Genomic DNA, 19553 nt, shown 5'->3' with positions numbered 1-19553 from the left:
AACGGATCGCAGGCCACCACCTGGCCGGTGGGGAGCCAGAGTTCGCCGCCGTCCGCGAGGTGGATCACGCCGACCGTGCCGGTCTCGTCCTCCGTGAACGTGCTGCCCGGCGTGAACAGCCAGGTGTAGTCACGAGCGGTCATCGGCATGAAAGGCGCCTCTCCTGAACGATCTTCAGTGCTCCGGAACCCTAGCGCCCCGCACTGACAACGCCGAAGGGGCAGCAGCCTCTCGCGGCCGCCGCCCCTTCACGCGCGTGTGCGTTACGCGGCCAGCTTGGCGAGCGCCGCGTCGATCCGCGCCAGGGTCTTCTCCTTGCCGAGGATCTCCAGGGACTCGAAGAGGGGCAGGCCGATCGTGCGGCCGGTGACGGCGACGCGGACCGGGGCCTGCGCCTTGCCGAGCTTGAGGCCGTAGGTCTCACCGGCGGCCAGGACGGCCTCCTTGAGTGACTCGGACGAGCTCCAGTCGGCCGACTCCAGCTTCTCGCGGGCCGTACGGAGGAGGGCGTCGGAGCCCTCCTTCATGGCCTTCGTCCAGGACGCCTCGTCCTCGACCGGCTCGGCGAGGAACAGGAAGTCGACGTTGTCCGTGATCTCCGAGAGGACCTTGAGGCGGGTCTGCGCGTGCGGCGCGACGGCCTGCCACTTGGCCTCGTCGAAGTCCTCCGGAGCCCAGGGGGCGAAAGGCGCCTTCAGCCACGGGGCGCAGCGCTCGGTGAAGTCCTTCACGTCGAGCAGCCGGATGTGGTCGGCGTTGATCGCCTCGCACTTCTTCAGGTCGAAGCGTGCCGGGTTGGGGTTCACGTCGGAGATCTCGAAGGCCGCGACCATCTCGTCCATCGAGAAGACGTCCCGGTCGGCCGCGAGCGACCAGCCCAGCAGGGAGAGGTAGTTGAGCAGGCCCTCCGGAAGGAAACCGCGCTCCCTGTAGAGGTTGAGCGAGGACTCCGGGTCGCGCTTGGAGAGCTTCTTGTTGCCCTCGCCCATCACGTACGGCAGGTGCCCGAAGGACGGGATCTGCTGCGCGATGCCGAGGTCGATCAGCGCCTTGTAGAGGGCGATCTGGCGCGGGGTGGAGGAGAGCAGATCCTCGCCGCGCAGGACGTGGGTGATCTCCATCAGGGCGTCGTCGACCGGGTTGACGAGCGTGTACAGGGGGGCGCCGTTGGCCCGGACGATGCCGTAGTCCGGCACGTTCTCCGGGGTGAACGTCAGCTCGCCGCGGACCAGGTCCGTGAAGGTGATCGTCTCGTCGGGCATCCGGAAACGGACGATCGGCGTGCGGCCCTCGGCCTTGTACGCCTCGACCTGCTCGGCGCTCAGGTCGCGGCAGTGGCCGTCGTAGCCGGACGGCTTGCCGGCGGCGCGGGCGGCGTCCCGGCGGGCGTCCAGCTCCGCGGTGGAGCAGTAGCAGTGGTAGGCGCGGCCGGCGTCCTGGAGCTGCTGCGCGATGTCCTTGTAGAGGTCCATCCGCTGCGACTGGCGGTAGGGCGCGTGCGGGCCGCCGACCTCCGGGCCCTCGTCCCAGTCGAAGCCCAACCAGCGCATCGCGTCGAGGAGTTGGCCGTAGGACTCCTCGGAGTCGCGGGCCGCGTCGGTGTCCTCGATGCGGAAGACCAGCGTGCCCTGGTGGTGGCGGGCGAACGCCCAGTTGAACAGGGCGGTACGGACCAGGCCCACATGCGGGTTACCGGTCGGCGAGGGGCAGAAACGGACACGGACTGCTGGGGCGGATGCGCTAGCCACGCTTGACAACCTTGTTGGTGAGAGTGCCGATGCCTTCGATGGAGACGGCGACCTCGTCGCCGACGGTGAGCGGTCCGACGCCTGCCGGGGTGCCCGTGAGGATCACGTCGCCGGGGAGCAGCGTCATGGCCTCGGTGATGTTGACGATGAGATCCTCGATCGAGTGGATCATCTCGCTGGTGCGGCCGAGCTGTCGCTGCTGCCCGTTGACCGTGAGCTGGATGGTGAGGTCGCTCGGGTCGAGGTCCGTCTCCACCCAGGGGCCGAGCGGGCAGGAGGTGTCGAAGCCCTTGGCCCGGGCCCACTGCTTCTCGCGCTTCTGGACGTCCCGCGCGGTGATGTCGTTGGCGCAGGTGTAGCCGAGGATGACGTCCTTGACGCGCTCGCGCGGGACCTCGCGGCACATCCGGCCGATGACGACGGCCAGTTCGGCCTCGTGGTGGAGGTCCTCGGTGAAGGAGGGGTACTGGATGTCGTCGCCGGAGCCGATCACGGAGGTGGACGGCTTGAAGAAGGCGAAGGGGACGTCCGGCACCTCGTTGCCCAGTTCGCGGGCGTGCTCGGCGTAGTTGCGGCCGTAGGCGACGACCTTGTTCGGGAGCACCGGCGGCAGCAGCCTGACCTTGCTCAGCGGGACCTTCGTGCCGGAGAGTTCGAAGTCCGCGAACGGGATGCCCTTGATGATGTCGAGGACGAGCTCGTCCGGCTTGTCGCCCTCGACCGCGCCGAAGGCGACGTTCCCGTCGATGGAGAATCTGGCGATGCGCACGGGATCCCGGCACCTCTCACTGAGCTGGCTGGAGTCTGACGCTCCAGGCTAACGCGGTGCGGGGGCCCTCCTCGCGCGATTACTCCGCGGCGGCGGTGACCGGGATCTCCATGAGGATGGTGCGGCGCGGGTTGGCGGTCTGGGCCGGCAGGTCGAGCGAGTGTTCCTGCTGCTCCGGCGTCTGCAGCGCGTCGGCGTCCGCGAGGTGCGCCAGCGTCGTGCGTCGCGGGTTGGCAATGTTGCGGAACATCATCGTGGTCTTCACTGTTGTACTCGACCCTCGTCGTCCGTCGGTGGATGGTTGGCAGATTGTGCCCTCATGTAAAGCGTCAGGCTAAACATCCAATTCCCGGCCGAAGACGCGGAGAGCCCCTGATCTGCGTGTGAGTTTGCTCACGGCCGTATGGTCAAAGCGTCCAATTCGGACTCCCAACTCACCTCAACGAAACGGACATTGACCCCCTGAAGCGTTCATTCCGCTCCTGATCATGGCGACTGGGGCACATCCCATGCCCCCGAGGCCGTGGGGATATGCCCCCTTTGGAGTGAATAGCTTTCTACGTCTCGTGACACAGCCCTCACGCGGTGTCACACAGGTCACAGCCTGGCCTACGGGCCTTGTTGGAGATCCGGCACTGTGCTGGAATTCCACGGACCGCCGCAGAATCAGCCCGGCGCGCAGAGGGCGCAACGCAGCGCCAGGGGCGGCGGAAGGGGGAGCAGCGCCGGTCACTCACGACCACACACTGGGGGGCGCGTTCAGGGCGCTCCCTAAGACGCCGACACCGTCCTTCCGTTCGCGCGGAGGGGCGCCTGGTCCAGAGGTTGCGACGCTAGTGCAGGGACGTTTCAAGAGGGATGGCAGTGCTTCGGCGGAGCCGGAGCCGCATGGCGGGGCTGGCCCCAAGACCGGCAGCTCCTCGCCCCAGCACGCCCAGAACCCGGGCCCGGCACCGTCAGGCGACGGTGGAGGCCCCGGGCGCCCCGGTGTGTCCGCAGCCCCGACCCCCGCGCCGCCGGTGAAGCCACCGTCCGGCGCGCCAGGACCCGGCTCGCGCGTCGCTCTGCGTAACTGGCGTATCTCCACGCGCCTGGTCTCGCTGCTCGCGCTCCCGGTGGTCGCGGCCACCTCGCTGGGTGCCCTGCGCATCAGCGACTCCATGACCGACATCCAGCAGCTCGACAACATGAAGCTGCTGACCGACATGACCAAGCAGGCCACCGCGCTCGCCACCGCCCTCCAGGACGAGCGCGACATGTCGGCCGGCCCCCTCGCGCACGGTGGCAAGGCCACCGACTACGAGGTCAAGGGCTACGAGGACAAGACCAACCGCGCCCGGGACAACTTCGTCAACGCCTCCGAAGAGGTGGACACCGCCGCCAAGAGCGGCAACCTCCAGGGCGTCCGGGAGAGCCTGGTCGGTCTCGCCACCGAGCTGAACAACCTCGACAAGATCCGCAAGTCGGCGTATCAGTCGAAGGGCAACTCGACGCAGACGGTCGACGCCTACCACCGCCTGATCAGCCAGCTGCTCGACCTCTCGCAGGACATGGCGGAGGCCACCAGCAACCCGGAGATGATCCAGCGCACCCGCGCCCTGGCGGCCTTCTCCGCCGCCAAGGAGTTCTCCTCCGTGCAGCGCGCCGTGATCGCGGCGGCCCTGCCGAACAACAACACGGAAGAGGGCAGCCTCTCCCCGAACGACCGGCTCTACGCGGACTCCGCCCTGGAGAGCGAGAAGTCGGAACTGAGCATCTTCCGCAACATCTACGGCGACCAGGGTGCCGAAGAGCTCATCACGCCCATCGAGGACAGCAACCCGATCATCGAGTCGGCCGACACCTACGCCCAGCGTGTCCTCGACAACGCGAACGGTCTGAGCTCGCTGGACAAGCGGTCCTACAAGGACTGGGTGGACGACAGCTCGACCAAGATCGAGCAGATGAAGAAGATCGAGCACACGCTGCTCGAGGACATGGAGCAGAAGGCCCGCGAGCTGCGCTCCGCCTCCGAGCGCGAGGCGATCATCTCCGGTGCGCTGATCCTGCTCGTGCTCGGCGTCTCCCTCGTCGGCGCCTTCGTCATCGCCCGGTCCATGATCCGCTCGCTGCGCCGCCTCCAGGAGACCGCCAACAAGGTCGCCCAGGACCGGCTGCCCGAGCTGGTCAAGCAGCTCTCCGAGTCCGACCCGCAGGACGTCGACACGTCCGTGGAGTCGGTCGGTGTGCACTCCCGGGACGAGATCGGCCAGGTGGCCGCGGCCTTCGACGACGTGCACCGCGAGGCCGTCCGCCTCGCCGCCGAGCAGGCCCTCCTGCGAGGCAACGTCAACGCGATGTTCACCAACCTCTCGCGCCGCTCCCAGGGCCTCATCCAGCGTCAGCTCTCGCTCATCTCCGAGCTGGAGTCCCGCGAGGCCGACCCGGACCAGCTCTCCTCGCTCTTCAAGCTCGACCACCTCGCGACCCGCATGCGCCGTAACGGTGAGAACCTCCTGGTCCTCGCCGGTGAAGAGCCCGGCCGCCGCTGGACCCGTCCGGTCCCGCTGGTCGACGTGCTGCGCGCCGCCGCCTCCGAGGTGGAGCAGTACGAGCGCATCGAGCTCTCCTCCGTGCCGACCACCGAAGTGGCCGGCCGGGTGGTCAACGACCTCGTGCACCTGCTCGCCGAGCTGCTCGAGAACGCGACCTCCTTCTCCTCGCCGCAGACCAAGGTCAAGGTCACCGGTCACGCGCTGCCCGACGGCCGCGTGCTGATCGAGATCCACGACACCGGTATCGGTCTCTCCCCCGAGGACCTCGCGGCGATCAACGAGCGGCTCGCCTCGCCGCCCACCGTGGACGTCTCGGTCTCCCGCCGCATGGGTCTGTTCGTGGTCGGCCGGCTGTCCCAGCGTCACGGCATCCGCATCCAGCTCCGTCCGTCCGACTCCGGTGGTACGACCGCGCTGGTCATGCTCCCCGTCGACGTCGCCCAGGGCGGCAAGAAGCCCGCTCCGGGCAAGCCCGGTCAGGCCGCCGTCGGCGCCGCCGCGGCAGCCGCCGCGGCCGGTGCCGGTGCGGCCCGCCGGGGCAACGGCCAGGCCGGTTCCGCGCTCGGCGCGGGTGCGCCGGCCGGTGGCAACGGTGGACTTCTCGGTGCCGGGGCCGCTCCGCGCGGCCAGGTCGGCGCCGGTCAGGGCCCGCGGGCCGCGCTGCCCGGTGCGGGCGGTGGACGTCCGGGCGGTCCCGGTGCTCCGGGCGGTGCGCGTGGCCCGCAGGGTCCCTCCGCGCCGCAGAACCGGCAGAACGGCGGCGGCCTCTTCGGCCAGGCGCCGAGCGCCCCCCAGGGTCTCCAGGCCGCCGGCACGGGCGCCCCGCAGGGCTTCGGTGACGGTCGCCAGGACGCCTTCGGCGGGATGCCGCCGCAGAACAACCCGGTACCGCCGCAGCGCACCAGCAACGACGAGCCCGAGCCGCCCCGCGGCGGAGGCCGGCGCCGTGGGCGTCAGCCGCAGCTCCCGCCGCGCGGTGGTGCGCGGGCCGAGCTGCCCGGCGGCAACAACCAGCGCCCGAGCTGGAGCGACGAGAACGCGCAGCCCCCGCTGGGCCGCGGCAACCTCGACGCCCCGCGCGGTCACGACGAGCGCGACGCCGAGCAGACCTCCCGGATGCCGCGCATCGACGACCACCAGGGCCCCGCGGCCACGACGGAGATGCCGGCGATACCGCCGGGCTTCGACGCACGGGACAGCGGCCAGTTCCCGCGCCCGGGCACCAACGGGTCGCAGAACACGGGCCAGTTCCCGCGTCCCGGCGCCAACGGGTCGCAGAACACCGGGCAGTTCCCCCGCCAGGGTGCGAACGGGTCGCAGGACACCGGGCAGTTCCCGCGGCCGGACTTCGACGCCCCGCGTCCCGGCGCCAACTCCCCGCAGAACGGCGGCCAGTTCGTCCGCTCGGACGTCTTCGGCGCACCGGCCGGCGGTCCCTCGGGCCAGTCCAACAACCCGTCGAATCCGGCCAACACGGGACAGTTCGCGGTCCCGCAGGCGTACGACCCGAGTTCCACGGGCCAGTTCGCGACACCCGGCTTTGACAACGGCTCCACCGGTCAGCACAATCTGCCGAACCGTCAGAACCCCGCGAACACCGGGCAGTTCGAGCGGCCGCAGGTCAACGGGAACCGCAACGGCGCCGACCTCGGCGACCGGCGGCCACCCGCCCCGCAGCGTCCCACCCGCCAGGAGCCCGAGGCGTTGCCGCCTGCCACGGGTCCCGGCGACGGCAGGACGCCGCTGTACGACACGCTGGAGACCAACTGGTTCCACGGCCAGCAGGCGGAAGCGCAGAGCAACGGCTCCCAGAGCAACGGCTCCGCTCCCGCCCCGCAGGCGCAGGCACCGCAGGCTCCGGCGACACCCCCTCAGCGTCCCACGGGCGGTACCTGGCGCAGCTCGCCGAACGACGATCTCGTTCGGCAGGCGGAGCGCGTACGGCAACCGGCCGCGGGCGGCGTCACCACCTCCGGTCTGCCGCGCCGAGTGCCCAGGGCGAACCTCGTCCCGGGCACGGCTCAGCAGCAACAGCACCAAACCGGTCCGCAGGTCTCCCGTGCGCCTGACGACGTACGCGGCCGGCTGACCAATCTCCGTCGGGGCATCGCACAGGGCCGCCAGGCCGGTACGGGTACCGGACAGACCGGCAGCTTCCCCAGCCCCACTCACCAGCAGGAGCGTTAGTTTTGAGCCAGATGAGCCAGGCGGCACAGAACCTCAACTGGTTGATAACCAACTTCGTGGACAACACCCCGGGTGTGTCCCACACCGTCGTCGTGTCTGCCGACGGACTCCTTCTGGCCATGTCGGAAGGCTTCCCGCGCGACCGCGCCGACCAGCTCGCGGCCGTGGCCTCCGGGCTCACCTCGCTGACGGCCGGGGCATCCCGGATCTTCGAGGGTGGCGACGTCGCACAGACGGTCGTGGAGATGGAGCGGGGATTCCTCTTCCTCATGTCCGTCTCGGACGGCTCGTCCCTGGCCGTGCTCGCGCACCCCGAGTGCGACATCGGCCTTGTCGGCTACGAGATGGCACTGCTCGTCGACCGTGCAGGGGCGGTTCTCACACCGGACCTGCGCGCCGAACTCCAGGGCAGTCTGCTTCACTGACCGGCCCCGGCACCACCCGTCTCACCAAATCACCGTCCGGCCGCCACAATCCCCCCACCGGCCCTGTCAGACGGCTAGCCCGACCGACTTGCGCTCCCGCCCGGAGGATTCATGACCCCGCCCACCGCCTCTCATGATCCGTACGCCGAGCCGTACGGGGACGAGGGCGACCAGCCGCTGGTACGTCCTTACGCGATGACCGGCGGCCGGACCCGGCCGCGCTACCAGCTCGCCATCGAGGCGCTGATCAGCACCACGGCCGACCCGGCAGCGCTGATGGGACTGCTCCCTGAGCACCAGCGCATCTGCCACCTGTGCCGCGAGGTCAAGTCGGTCGCGGAGGTGTCGGCACTCCTCGCCATGCCCCTCGGTGTGGCCAGGATCCTCGTCGCGGACCTCGCCGAGGCCGGACTGGTGGCCATCCACCAGCCGGGCGGCGACGAGAACAACGGCGGCGCACCGGACGTGACGCTGCTCGAAAGGGTGCTCAGTGGACTTCGCAAGCTCTGACGGAGGGCGGGCGACCACCTCCGCGAAGATCGTGGTGGCGGGTGGCTTCGGCGTCGGCAAGACCACGTTCGTGGGTGCCGTCTCCGAGATCAACCCGCTGCGCACGGAGGCCGTCATGACGTCCGCCTCGGCGGGCATCGACGACCTCACCCACACCGGGGACAAGACCACCACCACGGTGGCCATGGACTTCGGACGCATCACCCTGGACCAGGACCTGATCCTGTACCTCTTCGGTACGCCGGGTCAGGACCGCTTCTGGTTCATGTGGGACGACCTGGTGCGCGGCGCGATCGGCGCCGTCGTACTGGTGGACACCCGCCGTCTCGCCGACTGCTTCCCCGCGGTCGACTACTTCGAGAACAGCGGGCTGCCCTTCGTCATCGCCCTCAACGGTTTCGACGGCCACCAGCCGTACAACCCGGAGGAGGTGCGCGAGGCCCTGCAGATCGGGCCGGACGCACCGATCATCACGACGGACGCCCGGCACCGGTCGGACGCGAAGAGTGCGCTGATCACGCTGGTCGAGCACGCACTCATGGCCCGGCTGCGGTAGCTCTCGACGGGCCTCGACATGCAGTTCTCAAGTCGGCAGCGCCATACGGCAGTTGTCGTAGACACCCCGGAGCCGGCTGTGGCCTTTGACACGGTCGGCCCCGGTGTTCATAACGTTTCGGCAGAGGAATCCGGTGGTACCGCAACGCGTCGCGGTCAGCCGGTGCCACTGCGCTAACAAAGCCCCGTCTTTTGGCGGGGCTCGCTCTTTATGACCGTTTTATCTGGGGCTTACATCACTCGGAATCCGCGGTTCCGACTGTTTGGAATCGCGCAGGCTGACGTGCTGGAATGCCTGAACTGCCCAATAGTCAACGACGTACTGATAAGCAGAGGTCGTTGACGGGCTTGAGACACTGCGGCACGACGATAGGTGCCGACCGCCGGAAGGTTGTTGGTCGAGTGAGGCGAAGCAAGAACGGTCCCGAGCCGTCGGCCCGGGGCAACTTCACCCCGCCGCCGCGCGGAGCGGCGCCCGCCCCTGTGCCAGGCTCGGAGCCCACGGCGCCACCCGCTCCGAGCGGCAGCCGTTTCTCCCCCCGCAACTGGCGGGTGCCGACCAGGCTGAACGCGATCCTGCTCATACCCGTGGTGGTCGGCCTGGTCATGGGCGGCTTCCAGGTACGGAGTTCGATCGACACCTGGCAGAACGCGGAGGACGCGGAGAAGACCGCCCGCCTCGTGCAGGCGGCCCTGACCTACAGCAACGCGATCACCAACGAACGCGACGTGACCGCCGCACCGCTCCTGCTGGGCAAGGGCGTGAAGGACCCGACGGTCGTCGCCGCCCGCAAGGCCACCGATGACGCCGCGGACACCTTCGACAAGGCCGCGCAGAACATGCCGGACCAGTCGGGCCTGGAACGCCGGCTCAGCCGCTTCCGCAAGGTGGAGCCGCAGCTGACGTCCATCCGGGCCGCCGCGTACACCACCAAGTTCACGGGCGTGCAGACCGAAGAGGCCTACGTCAACCTGGAGCACCCGCTCCTGGAGTTCTCGAACGAACTGGGCCTCGGCACCGGCAACATCACCAGCTACGGCCGCTCCGTCTACGCCATCGCACTCGCCAAGGGCGCGCTCTCCCTGGAGCGCTCCATCGGCATGCACCTGCTGGTCAAGCCGGGCCCCGGCCAGGGCAGCCTGGCCACCCAGCGCACCGCCATCACCTCGTACGCGTACCTGGAGGGCATCGCCATCCAGGAGTACCAGGCGGGCGGTACCGACGCGGACATCGCGAAGCTGAACACGGCGATGGCGAAGGTCAAGACCGACGGCACGGCCATGGTCAAGCAGGCCGCCGCGCAGGCGAAGGCGGCCAACGAGACGTACGTGCCGCCGCCGGCGAACCCGATCGACATGATCACGGGGATGTCCCAGCTCCAGACCACCGACCCCTCGGCGCGCGCGGCTCTCGCCCAGAAGGGCATCACCGCGCAGAACTGGTGGGCGGGCACGACCCTCAAGTACGAGGCGTACCGCAAGATCGAGGAGGACAAGGCCGACACCGCGGTGAGCGAGGCGTCGGACATCGCCAACACCGCCAAGCGCGACGCCATCATCACCGGTGCCGCCGTCGTCGTCGCCCTGCTCCTCGCCTTCATCCTGGCCGGTGCGGTCGCCCGCCAGATGAGCCGCGCGATGCGCCAGCTGCGCAACGCCGCCTTCGGCATCGCCGAGCAGCGGCTGCCGATGCTGGTCGACCAGCTCTCGCGCACCGACCCCGGCCGGGTCGACACCCGGATCTCGCCGATCCCCATCAACACGACCGACGAGATCGGCGAAGTCGCCCGGGCCTTCGACCAGGTCCACCGCGAGGCCGTACGACTGGCCGCCGAGCAGGCCCTCCTGCGGGGCAACATCAACGCGATCTTCACCAACCTCTCGCGCCGCAACCAGTCGCTGATCGAGGGCCAACTGACCCTGATCACCGACCTGGAGAACAACGAGGCCGACCCGGACCAGCTGGAGAACCTCTTCCGCCTGGACCACCTCGCGACCCGTATGCGCCGCAACGGCGAGAACCTCCTGGTCCTCGCCGGCGAGGAGCCCGGCCGCCGCTGGGACCAGCCGGTCCCGCTGGTCGACGTGCTGCGCGCCGCCTCCTCCGAGGTGGAGCAGTACGAGCGCATCGAGCTGTCGGGTGTCCCGGAGGCCGAGATCCACGGCCGCGCGGTCACCGACCTCGTGCACCTGCTGGCCGAGCTGCTGGAGAACGCGACGACGTTCTCCTCCCCGCAGACCAAGGTCCGCGTCACCGCGACCCGTCTTCCAGACGGCCGCGTCATGATCGAGATCCACGACAAGGGCATCGGCCTCACCGCCGAGGACTTCGCGGACATCAACCACAAGCTGGCCAACCCGCCGACCGTGGACGTCGCGATCTCCCAGCGCATGGGCCTGTTCGTGGTCGGCCGCCTCTCCGACCGGCACGGCATCCGCGTCCAGCTCCGCCCCTCCGGCGAGCAGGCCGGCACCACCTCGCTGGTCATGCTGCCGGACGCGATCACCCACGGTGGCGGTGGCGAGTCGCAGCTCCAGCGCGACGAGTTCACCGTCTCGCAGATCATGCCGGAGCAGCCGCAACTGCAGTACCAGGGCGAGGACTTCAACCAGACCCCGCTGCGCACGGCCGCCGAGCTCGGTTTCGACGACACCCGCTACTCCGAGGTGCCGGACGACATCCGCGAGCTGGACCCGGTGGGCCGCTCGCTGATGCGCGAGGAGCGCCGCGCGGCCCTGGAGTCCCAGAAGCCGGGCCAGGAGCTGGAGCCCGGCGACTACCCGCAGTTCGACGACCCGCAGCAGCAGCCGTACACCAACGGCCAGCAGCCCTACCAGGACCAGCCGACGGGCTTCACCGGCCAGCCTGCGTACGAGGAGCAGCAGCAGACGTCGTACGACGAGCCGCGTCAACCCTCGTACGACGAGCAGTACTTCGCGCCGAACGGCACGGTGCCGCAGGCCGACGCCTTCCCCGACTCCTTCCCGGCGAACGGCGGTTACCCGGAGACCGGGTACGCGGAGCCGGCGCAGACGGAGCACACGGCGGCGCACTCCCTGGCCCCGGAGCCCTTCACGGGCTTCGAGGAGCCGTCCTACCAGGACGACTGGCCCCAGCAGGACGGTTACCGCAACGGCTACCCGGACCAGTACGCTCCGGAGGCGGAGTCCACGCAGGCCGCTGATGTGAGTGAGCGGGACCACGTAGGCTTCGAGCGTCCGGGACCGGCTCCGTCCGCCGTCCACGCGCTGACCGACGCCGGACTGCCGCGCCGCGGTTCGGCCGCGAGCGGTACGAACGGTTCGAAGCCCGCGCAGCCGGGGTCCTCGGCCTCCGCGCCGGAGAGCAAGGTCGATGTCTTCGGCACGGCGAGCGCCAACGGCGGCACGGGTACGACGGACTGGCGCTCGGCGAACGACGAGCGCTGGCACCAGGCCTCGGCGCTGAAGAAGCCCAAGGCGGGCGGGGTCACCTCCTCCGGCCTGCCGCGGCGGGTACCCAAGGCCAATCTGGTCGAGGGCACCGCCGAGAGCACCCCTCAGGGAGGCCCCCAGGTCTCCCGCGCTCCCGAGGACATCCGGGGCAGGCTGAGCAACCTGCGCCGCGGGGTCCAGCGGGGACGCAGCGAAGGCAGCGAAACGAACGGTCAGGGCTTCGGCTCTGGCAGCACCTACAACCAGGAGCGTTAGTGTGAGCCCGATGAGCCAGGCGGCGCAGAACCTGAACTGGTTGATCACCAACTTCGTGGACAACACCCCGGGTGTCTCCCACACGGTGGTGGTCTCCGCCGACGGACTCCTTCTGGCGATGTCCGAAGGGTTCCCGCGTGACCGTGCCGATCAGTTGGCGGCCGTAGCGTCGGGTCTTACCTCTTTGACCGCCGGTGCCTCGCGCATCTTCGAGGGCGGCAGCGTGAACCAGACGGTTGTGGAGATGGAGCGGGGATTCCTCTTCATCATGTCCGTGTCCGACGGTTCCTCGCTCGCGGTTCTCGCACACCCCGAGGCGGACATCGGCCTCATTGGGTACGAGATGGCCCTTCTGGTGGACCGTACCGGCTCGGTCCTGACCCCGGACCTTCGATCAGAGCTCCAAGGGAGCCTTCTCAACTAACCAGCGGACGGTGCGTTTTGGCGTTCTGAGCCATAAGGTTTCGGGACGCGGCTCCACATTGATGGGTGCCCGGCACAGTCGGAGGAGGAGAAAGTGGCAACACCCCCAGGCGGTTCGTCTTCGGGCAACTGGTCGTACGGCCCCGGCCAGGGGCAGGGCGACGGTTCCGGGAACCGGTACAACTTCCCCTCCTCGCCTTCCCCGCGTCACCCTCAGTACCCGCAGGGCCCCGGTCCGTCACCGTACGACCAGCCGCCGGCGCCGCGCATCCAGCCCGTGCAGCCGCACCGACGTTCGCCCGAGGCGGCCCCCGCGGGGTCGTCGAGCAATCCCCTGGTACGTCCGTACGCCATGACCGGCGGCCGGACGCGCCCCCGCTACCAGCTCGCCATCGAGGCGCTGGTGCACACCACCGCGCAGCCGCACCAGATGCAGGGCCAGTTGCCCGAGCATCAGCGGATCTGCAACCTCTGCCGGGAGATCAAGTCGGTGGCCGAGATCTCGGCCCTGCTGACGATCCCTCTCGGTGTGGCCAGGATCCTCGTCGCCGACTTGGCGGAGGCGGGCCTGGTCGCCATTCATCAACCCGGCGGCGACGAGAACGCCGGCGGCCAGCCAGACGTGACACTGCTCGAAAGGGTGCTCAGTGGACTTCGCAAGCTCTAGCGGCGGTCCTTCCCGCTCCACGACCTCGGCGAAGATCGTGGTGGCGGGTGGCTTCGGCGTGGGCAAGACCACGTTCGTCGGGGCCGTCTCGGAGATCAACCCGCTGCGTACCGAGGCTGTGATGACGTCCGCGTCCGCGGGCATCGACGACCTCACCCACACCGGAGACAAGACGACCACGACGGTCGCGATGGACTTCGGCCGTATCACCCTGGACCAGGACCTGATCCTGTACCTCTTCGGTACACCGGGTCAGGACCGCTTCTGGTTCATGTGGGACGACCTGGTGCGCGGCGCGATCGGCGCGATCGTGCTCGTGGACACCCGCCGCCTCGCCGACTGCTTCCCCGCGGTCGACTACTTCGAGAACTCGGGTCTCCCCTTCGTCATCGCCCTCAACGGCTTCGACGGCCAGCAGCCGTACAACCCCGACGAGGTCCGCGAGGCGCTCCAGATCGGCCCGGACACCCCGATCATCACAACGGACGCCCGCCACCGCGCGGACGCGAAGTCGGCGCTCATCACGCTGGTGGAGCACGCGTTGATGGCGCGCCTGCGGTAACTCCGAACTCGCTTGTGCCGAGGGGCCCTTTCCTTCCGGAGAGGGCCCCTTCGCCGTATCGCCCCCTGCCACAATGGTCGCTCTTCGGTTCGGCGAGGGGGGACGAGATGAGCGCGGAGGCGGCGGCACTACGCCTGGGGACGACCGTGGTGAAGGCGGCCGCGCAGACCTGGCTGGGAGGCAAGCGGCGGGAGCAGGGGCGCCGGCTGCCGATGGACGATCTCGTACGACTGCGGGTGTCGGGCCTGCGCCAACAGCGCAGCGTCCAGCGGCAGTTCGAGGAGATGGCCGACACGGTGGCCGCGCGGATCGAGCCGTTCCTGGCCCAGGAGTTCCGCGGCCTGGACGAGAGCGGCCGGGAAGCGGCGCTCAACGGGGTGTGCGACACGTTCGCCCGCGCCGACCTGTCCGACGAGGCGGTCCTCGCGGCCGACGCCCAACCGGCCGAACTGATCCGGCAGATCACGGCATCGGTGAGCGCACCGATCGGCCTGAACGAACCCGAGACGCGCCTCTACGAGCTTCTCTTCAGCGAGTGCTGCGAGTACTACGTCAGCATCGTGCGCACCCTCCCGGTCTTCGAGGAGCGGGCCCTGACCGAACTCCTGGCCCGCACCAGCTCGTTGAGCGACCGGGTCGCCCGCGTCCTCGAACGCCTCCCGGACCGCTCGCTGTTCGCCCCCGACGGCACCGACCAGGACCAGGAATTCCACCGCTGGTACATGGAGTTGGTCAGCAACAGCCTCGACGAGGTGGAACTGTTCCGCCGTACGTCCGACCGCGCCGCCGCGCAGGTACGGCTGTCGGTGGCGTACGTCAGCCTGCGCGCCACGGGTGACGACGGGAGCCGCCGCCGCACGGCCCGTGCGCTGCCGCTCAGGCCGGATCTGAGCGGCTGGGAGGAGTCCAGGACGGAGAGTTCCGGGATGCGAGTGGAGTCGGCGCTCGGCGGGGCGTCCAGGGTGCTCCTGCGCGGCGAGGCGGGCTCCGGCAAGACCACGCTGCTGCGCTGGCTGGCGATCACGGCGGCCCGGGGCGCCTTCACCGCCGAACTGGCCGACTGGAACGGCCTCACACCCGTCCTCGTCAAGCTCCGCGAGTACAGCGGCCGTTCGCTGCCCAAGAAGCCCGAGGAACTGCTGGACGGCGTCGCCGGGAACATCACCGGGATCATGCCCAGGGGCTGGGTGGAGCGCCAACTACGGGACAACAGGGTCTTGTTGCTGGTCGATGGGGTGGACGAGCTGCTCGGCTCGGAGCGGCGATCGGTACGGGACTGGCTGCGCAAGCTGCTTGGGGCGTACGGCGGCATACGGGTGGTGGTGACCTCACGCCCGACCGCCGCGGGGGCGGACTGGCTGCGGCGGGAGGACTTCACCGCGCTGCACCTGGACCGGATGACCCCGCCGGACCTGGCCGCGTTCGTACGGCAGTGGCATGAGGCGGTACGGGAACTGGGCGACGAACTCCCCTGCGGCGTCGACGACTTGCCGCGCTACGAACAGTCCCTGCTGAACAGCCTCAAGGACCGCGCGCACCTCCAGTCCCTGGCGGGGACGCCGTTGCTCGCCGCGATGTTGTGCGCCATGCATCTGAACCGGGGCAGTCAACTCCCCAAGGACCGCATGGAGTTGTACCGCAACGCCCTCCACACCCTGGTCCATGAACGCGACGCCGACCGGAATGTACCGAGCGCACTGGACAGCAAGCTCAGCCTTGGCGACAAGCTGGTCGTGCTACGGGACCTCGCCTGGCGCCTGTCGGACAACAACCGCAGCGAGATCGCCCTGGATCAGGCGGCCGTCCATGTCGCGGCCAAGCTGTCGGCGATGCGGCATCTGGATGTCCAGGACGGCCACGAGGTCCTGGAACAGCTTCGGGACCGCTCGGGCATCCTCCGCTCCCCCGTCGAGGGGCGCCTCGACTTCGTCCACCGGACCTTCCAGGAGTACCTGGCTGCCGAGGAGGCCACGGAGGAGGACCGGATCGGGAACCTCGTCGGGCGGGCTCACCTGGACCTGTGGCGCGAGACGATCATCATGGCCGCCGGGCATGCCAACTCCCGTCAGCGGCAAGAGTTGTTGGATGGCATCTTGGACCGGGCGGAGGCGGAGCCTCGGTATGCGCGGGTACTGCGGCTGCTCGCGGCTTCTTGTCAGGAGACGTTGCCGACGGTTCCGGAGGGGTTGGCGGGGAGGCTGGACGAGGCGGTGTCGGCGCTGCTCCCCGCTCGTCGCCGCACGGACCCACCAGCTCTGGCGGCAGTGGGGTCGAGCCTGCTGCGGTGGTTGCCGCGTTCGCTGGGAGAGCTGACGCAGAAGTCCGCGATACAGACGGTACGAACCGTGGCGATGATCGGCGGTGAGGCGGCGCTGGCGTTGATGGTGGGGTACGCCGAGGACCGGCGCAATCCCGTCGTCGAGGAAATCATTGAGGCCTGGGCGTACTTCGACGCGGACGCCTACGGCGAGCAGGTGCTGGCCGGGCTCCCCCTGGAGGACCACCGTGTGACTCTCACGCACTCCCAGCAGTGGCGCGCAACAACGCGGTTGAAGTCCATCACGGAATTGGCGATCAGCTACCCTCTCCCGACCCTCGCGGCCGTGGACCAGCTCCCGCGCGTGAAGAGTCTGTCGGTCGAGAACCTCGATGGCCCCGGAGACCTCTCAGTGCTGGCGGCTCACCCACAGCTGCAGTTGTTCTCGGTCTTGGGGCGAGGAAAGCTGCACGGGCTCGAATCCATGGAGAACTTGCGGGACCTTGTCTACTTGGGGCTCGGCCACGGGGGCACGACCGACCTCGACAGTCTGCGCCTCAGGCCGACGATGTTCTGGTTGAGCCTCTACGAGCTGAGCAGGACCAGTGAACTGACCGCTTTGCGCAACTTCCCCGATGTCAGAACCCTTCTTCTAGCGACCGCGAGCACATGCAGGCCGAGTGGCCTGAGCAGCATCTCCATGGCTCCCGGGCTCCTTGACCTGCGCCTCATCAACATGCACTTGGCGAAGTGGCTGGCAGCACGTGGATCTCTTCCGGCCGACCTGCGGTCGCTCGTCCTGCGTAACTGCGTCATACCTGAGGACTCCCGTTCCTACGGCGACCTCAGCTCCCTCAACTCGCTGTACATCGCGTCCTGCCGATCCCCCGAAGGCGCTCCCATCACCGCCCTCGACCTCCCAGTCAAGATCCTCAGCGTCATCTGACCCGCGAACGCCAACGGCCCCACCCTCCCGCAGGAGAGTGGGGCCGCCGTGAACGCGCTAAAGGCTCAGTGCCAGCTGTGCGGCGCCCGGAACCCACCCTCGCGCTCCAGCCGACGCCAGCCGGCCTTCGGCAGGGGACGGTGGGCCGGGGTCTCAGCAGGCGCAGCCGCCGCACGAGCCAGCAGGATCGCCGTGATGGCCGCGACTTCCTCGGGCTCGGCGTGGCCCTTCTCGACACGAATGTCAGGGGTGCTCATAGGTCTCAGTCTCCGTGGATGAGGTTTCCGCGGGTGTACCGCGAGGAATCCGCTGGATTACTGCGGAGGGTTGCCGTGCTTACGCGAGGGCAGGTCCGCGTGCTTGGTGTGCAGCATCGCGAGCGACCTGATGAGTACCTCGCGGGTCTCGGCCGGGTCGATGACGTCGTCGACGAGTCCGCGCTCAGCCGCGTAATACGGGTGCATCAGCTCGGACTTGTACTCCTTGACCATCCGCGTCCGCATGGCCTCGGGGTCTTCGGCGTCGGCGATCTGGCGGCGGAAGATGACGTTGGCGGCACCTTCGGCGCCCATCACGGCGATCTCGTTGGTGGGCCAGGCGTAGGTGAGGTCGGCGCCGATGGACTGGCTGTCCATGACGATGTAGGCACCTCCGTACGCCTTGCGCAGGATGAGCGAAATCCTCGGCACGGTGGCGTTGCAGTACGCGTAGAGCAGCTTCGCTCCGTGCCGGATGATTCCGCCGTGTTCCTGGTCGACGCCGGGAAGGAATCCCGGAACGTCCAGGAACGTAACGATCGGAATGTTAAAAGCGTCACACATCTGGACAAAGCGCGCAGCTTTTTCGCTCGCTTCGATATCCAGGACGCCTGCGAGGGTCTGCGGCTGGTTGGCGACGATGCCGACGACCTGGCCGTCGAGCCGGGCCAGCGCGCAGATGATGTTGCGGGCCCAGCGCTCGTGGACCTCCAGGTAGTCGCCGTCGTCGACGATCTCCTCGATGACCTTGGTCATGTCGTACGGCCGGTTGCCGTCGGCCGGGACCAGGTCCAGCAGGATGTCCGAGCGGCGCTCGGCCTCGTCGCCCGACTCGGCGCGGGGCGGGTTCTCCCGGTTGTTCTGCGGGAGCATCGACAGCAGGTACCGCACCTCGGCGAGGCAGGTCTCCTCGTCGTCGTAGGCGAAGTGACAGACGCCGCTCGTCTCGGCGTGCACATCCGCGCCGCCCAGGCCGTTCTGGGTGATCTCCTCGCCCGTCACCGCCTTGACCACGTCCGGGCCGGTGATGAACATCTGGGACGTCTCACGGACCATGAACACGAAGTCCGTCAGGGCGGGGCTGTAGGCCGCGCCGCCCGCGCATGGGCCGAGCATCACGCTGATCTGCGGGATGACACCGGACGCCTTGGTGTTGCGCTGGAAGATGCCGCCGTACCCGGCGAGCGCGGAGACGCCCTCCTGGATACGCGCACCCGCGCCGTCGTTGAGCGAGACCAGCGGAGCGCCCGCCGCGATGGCCATGTCCATGATCTTGTGGATCTTCGTGGCGTGGGCCTCGCCCAGCGCGCCGCCGAAGATCCGGAAGTCGTGCGCGTAGACGAAGACCGTGCGGCCCTCGACCGTGCCCCAGCCGGTGATGACACCGTCGGTGTACGGCTTCTTGGCCTCCAGGCCGAAGCCGACGGCGCGGTGCCGGCGCAGCTGCTCGACCTCACGGAAGGACCCGGGGTCGAGGAGCAGGTCGATGCGCTCCCGGCCGGTCAGCTTCCCCTTGGCGTGCTGCGCCTCGGTCGCCTTCTCGCTCGGGCCGGCCAGGGCCCGCGCACGGATCTCGTGCAGCTCGGCCACTCGCCCGCGCGCGTCAGTCGGCTCACCCGGCGCCTCATCCAAAACGGTCATGTACTGACCCTACGAAGGACACCAACGAAAGGGCGCCGTCGACTCTGCACAGTCTCCGGCCCGTTTTCCTGGTACCCCTGAACAGAACCTGGGCGCCATGCAGCCGTTCCGACTGCTCAAGGGGCTTGCCCGTTGTAGGAGTCACACAAAGGCGTCAGCTGAGAGCCACCTCACATTCACATCGGGAGGATGCCATCCCCAGAGTGATTCTCGCGTTGCCGACCCCACCGAGAGGGCGTACTCGTAGTAGTTGGCGCAACACCCTGCGGATGATGTTGAAAATTGAATGGAATAGGTCTACGGTCCTTCGTGTTGGCATCGTTGAACATTCAACAGCTTCTCCCCGCACCACCCCGGCACCACCTTCGCATCACCCCCGCAC

Annotated in this window: 14 protein-coding genes; 9 read left to right on the top strand and 5 right to left on the bottom strand. The window is 68.9% G+C overall.

Features of this window, described 5'->3' with window-relative positions; translation table 11 throughout:
- Nucleotides 1-263 precede the first annotated feature (263 nt).
- The 3 genes from gltX to JHN63_RS29690 form a co-directional block, all read right to left on the bottom strand.
- Nucleotides 264-1748 carry a glutamate--tRNA ligase gene (gene gltX / locus JHN63_RS29700; RefSeq protein WP_200686388.1) on the bottom strand — a complete coding sequence of 495 codons (1485 nt, stop codon included), beginning with the start codon at nucleotides 1746-1748 and terminating at the stop codon, nucleotides 264-266.
- Complete coding sequence (locus JHN63_RS29695) at nucleotides 1741-2517, bottom strand: fumarylacetoacetate hydrolase family protein (protein ID WP_019058646.1); 777 nt, start codon at nucleotides 2515-2517, stop codon at nucleotides 1741-1743. Before JHN63_RS29695 ends, gltX begins: the two co-directional genes overlap by 8 nt.
- 79 nt (nucleotides 2518-2596) lie before the next feature.
- The gene (locus JHN63_RS29690; RefSeq protein ID WP_200686386.1) at nucleotides 2597-2782 is read right to left on the bottom strand and encodes a hypothetical protein; all 186 of its coding nucleotides are present in this window, start codon (nucleotides 2780-2782) and stop codon (nucleotides 2597-2599) included.
- A gap of 571 nt (nucleotides 2783-3353) precedes the next feature.
- Here JHN63_RS29690 and JHN63_RS29685 point away from each other — a divergent pair.
- From JHN63_RS29685 to JHN63_RS29645, 9 genes are all read left to right on the top strand, one after another.
- Nucleotides 3354-7238, top strand: a complete 3885-nt coding sequence (locus tag JHN63_RS29685; RefSeq protein ID WP_200686384.1) for a nitrate- and nitrite sensing domain-containing protein — start codon at nucleotides 3354-3356, stop codon at nucleotides 7236-7238.
- A gap of 11 nt (nucleotides 7239-7249) precedes the next feature.
- The gene (locus JHN63_RS29680; RefSeq protein WP_005479910.1) at nucleotides 7250-7663 is read left to right on the top strand and encodes a roadblock/LC7 domain-containing protein; all 414 of its coding nucleotides are present in this window, start codon (nucleotides 7250-7252) and stop codon (nucleotides 7661-7663) included.
- A gap of 111 nt (nucleotides 7664-7774) precedes the next feature.
- A complete protein-coding gene (locus JHN63_RS29675; protein WP_019058642.1) occupies nucleotides 7775-8173 on the top strand; it encodes a DUF742 domain-containing protein in 399 nt (132 codons plus the stop codon).
- Nucleotides 8154-8729 carry an ATP/GTP-binding protein gene (locus JHN63_RS29670; RefSeq protein ID WP_006375318.1) on the top strand — a complete coding sequence of 192 codons (576 nt, stop codon included), beginning with the start codon at nucleotides 8154-8156 and terminating at the stop codon, nucleotides 8727-8729. The genes JHN63_RS29675 and JHN63_RS29670 overlap by 20 nt, the downstream gene beginning before the upstream one ends.
- A gap of 401 nt (nucleotides 8730-9130) precedes the next feature.
- A complete protein-coding gene (locus JHN63_RS29665; protein ID WP_200686382.1) occupies nucleotides 9131-12418 on the top strand; it encodes a nitrate- and nitrite sensing domain-containing protein in 3288 nt (1095 codons plus the stop codon).
- A 10-nt stretch (nucleotides 12419-12428) separates the two neighbouring features.
- Complete coding sequence (locus JHN63_RS29660) at nucleotides 12429-12842, top strand: roadblock/LC7 domain-containing protein (RefSeq protein WP_200686390.1); 414 nt, start codon at nucleotides 12429-12431, stop codon at nucleotides 12840-12842.
- A 93-nt stretch (nucleotides 12843-12935) separates the two neighbouring features.
- Nucleotides 12936-13508, top strand: a complete 573-nt coding sequence (locus JHN63_RS29655; protein WP_200686380.1) for a DUF742 domain-containing protein — start codon at nucleotides 12936-12938, stop codon at nucleotides 13506-13508.
- Nucleotides 13489-14070, top strand: a complete 582-nt coding sequence (locus JHN63_RS29650; RefSeq protein WP_009314218.1) for an ATP/GTP-binding protein — start codon at nucleotides 13489-13491, stop codon at nucleotides 14068-14070. The genes JHN63_RS29655 and JHN63_RS29650 overlap by 20 nt, the downstream gene beginning before the upstream one ends.
- A 107-nt stretch (nucleotides 14071-14177) precedes the next feature.
- The gene (locus tag JHN63_RS29645; protein WP_200686378.1) at nucleotides 14178-17273 is read left to right on the top strand and encodes an NACHT domain-containing NTPase; all 3096 of its coding nucleotides are present in this window, start codon (nucleotides 14178-14180) and stop codon (nucleotides 17271-17273) included.
- A 65-nt stretch (nucleotides 17274-17338) separates the two neighbouring features.
- Here the strand turns inward: JHN63_RS29645 and JHN63_RS29640 are convergent, their stop codons facing one another.
- Together JHN63_RS29640 and JHN63_RS29635 are read right to left on the bottom strand one after the other, a co-directional pair.
- A complete protein-coding gene (locus tag JHN63_RS29640; protein ID WP_200686376.1) occupies nucleotides 17339-17530 on the bottom strand; it encodes an acyl-CoA carboxylase subunit epsilon in 192 nt (63 codons plus the stop codon).
- A gap of 57 nt (nucleotides 17531-17587) precedes the next feature.
- A complete protein-coding gene (locus JHN63_RS29635) occupies nucleotides 17588-19171 on the bottom strand; it encodes an acyl-CoA carboxylase subunit beta (RefSeq protein WP_200686374.1) in 1584 nt (527 codons plus the stop codon).
- Nucleotides 19172-19553: the final 382 nt, after the last annotated feature.

Origin of the sequence: Streptomyces sp. MBT65 (genome assembly GCF_016612545.1) — a bacterium.
Lineage (GTDB): Bacteria > Actinomycetota > Actinomycetes > Streptomycetales > Streptomycetaceae > Streptomyces.
The sequence above is the reverse complement of the archived record's forward strand: the minus strand, read 5'-3'. Positions and strand labels throughout refer to the sequence as shown.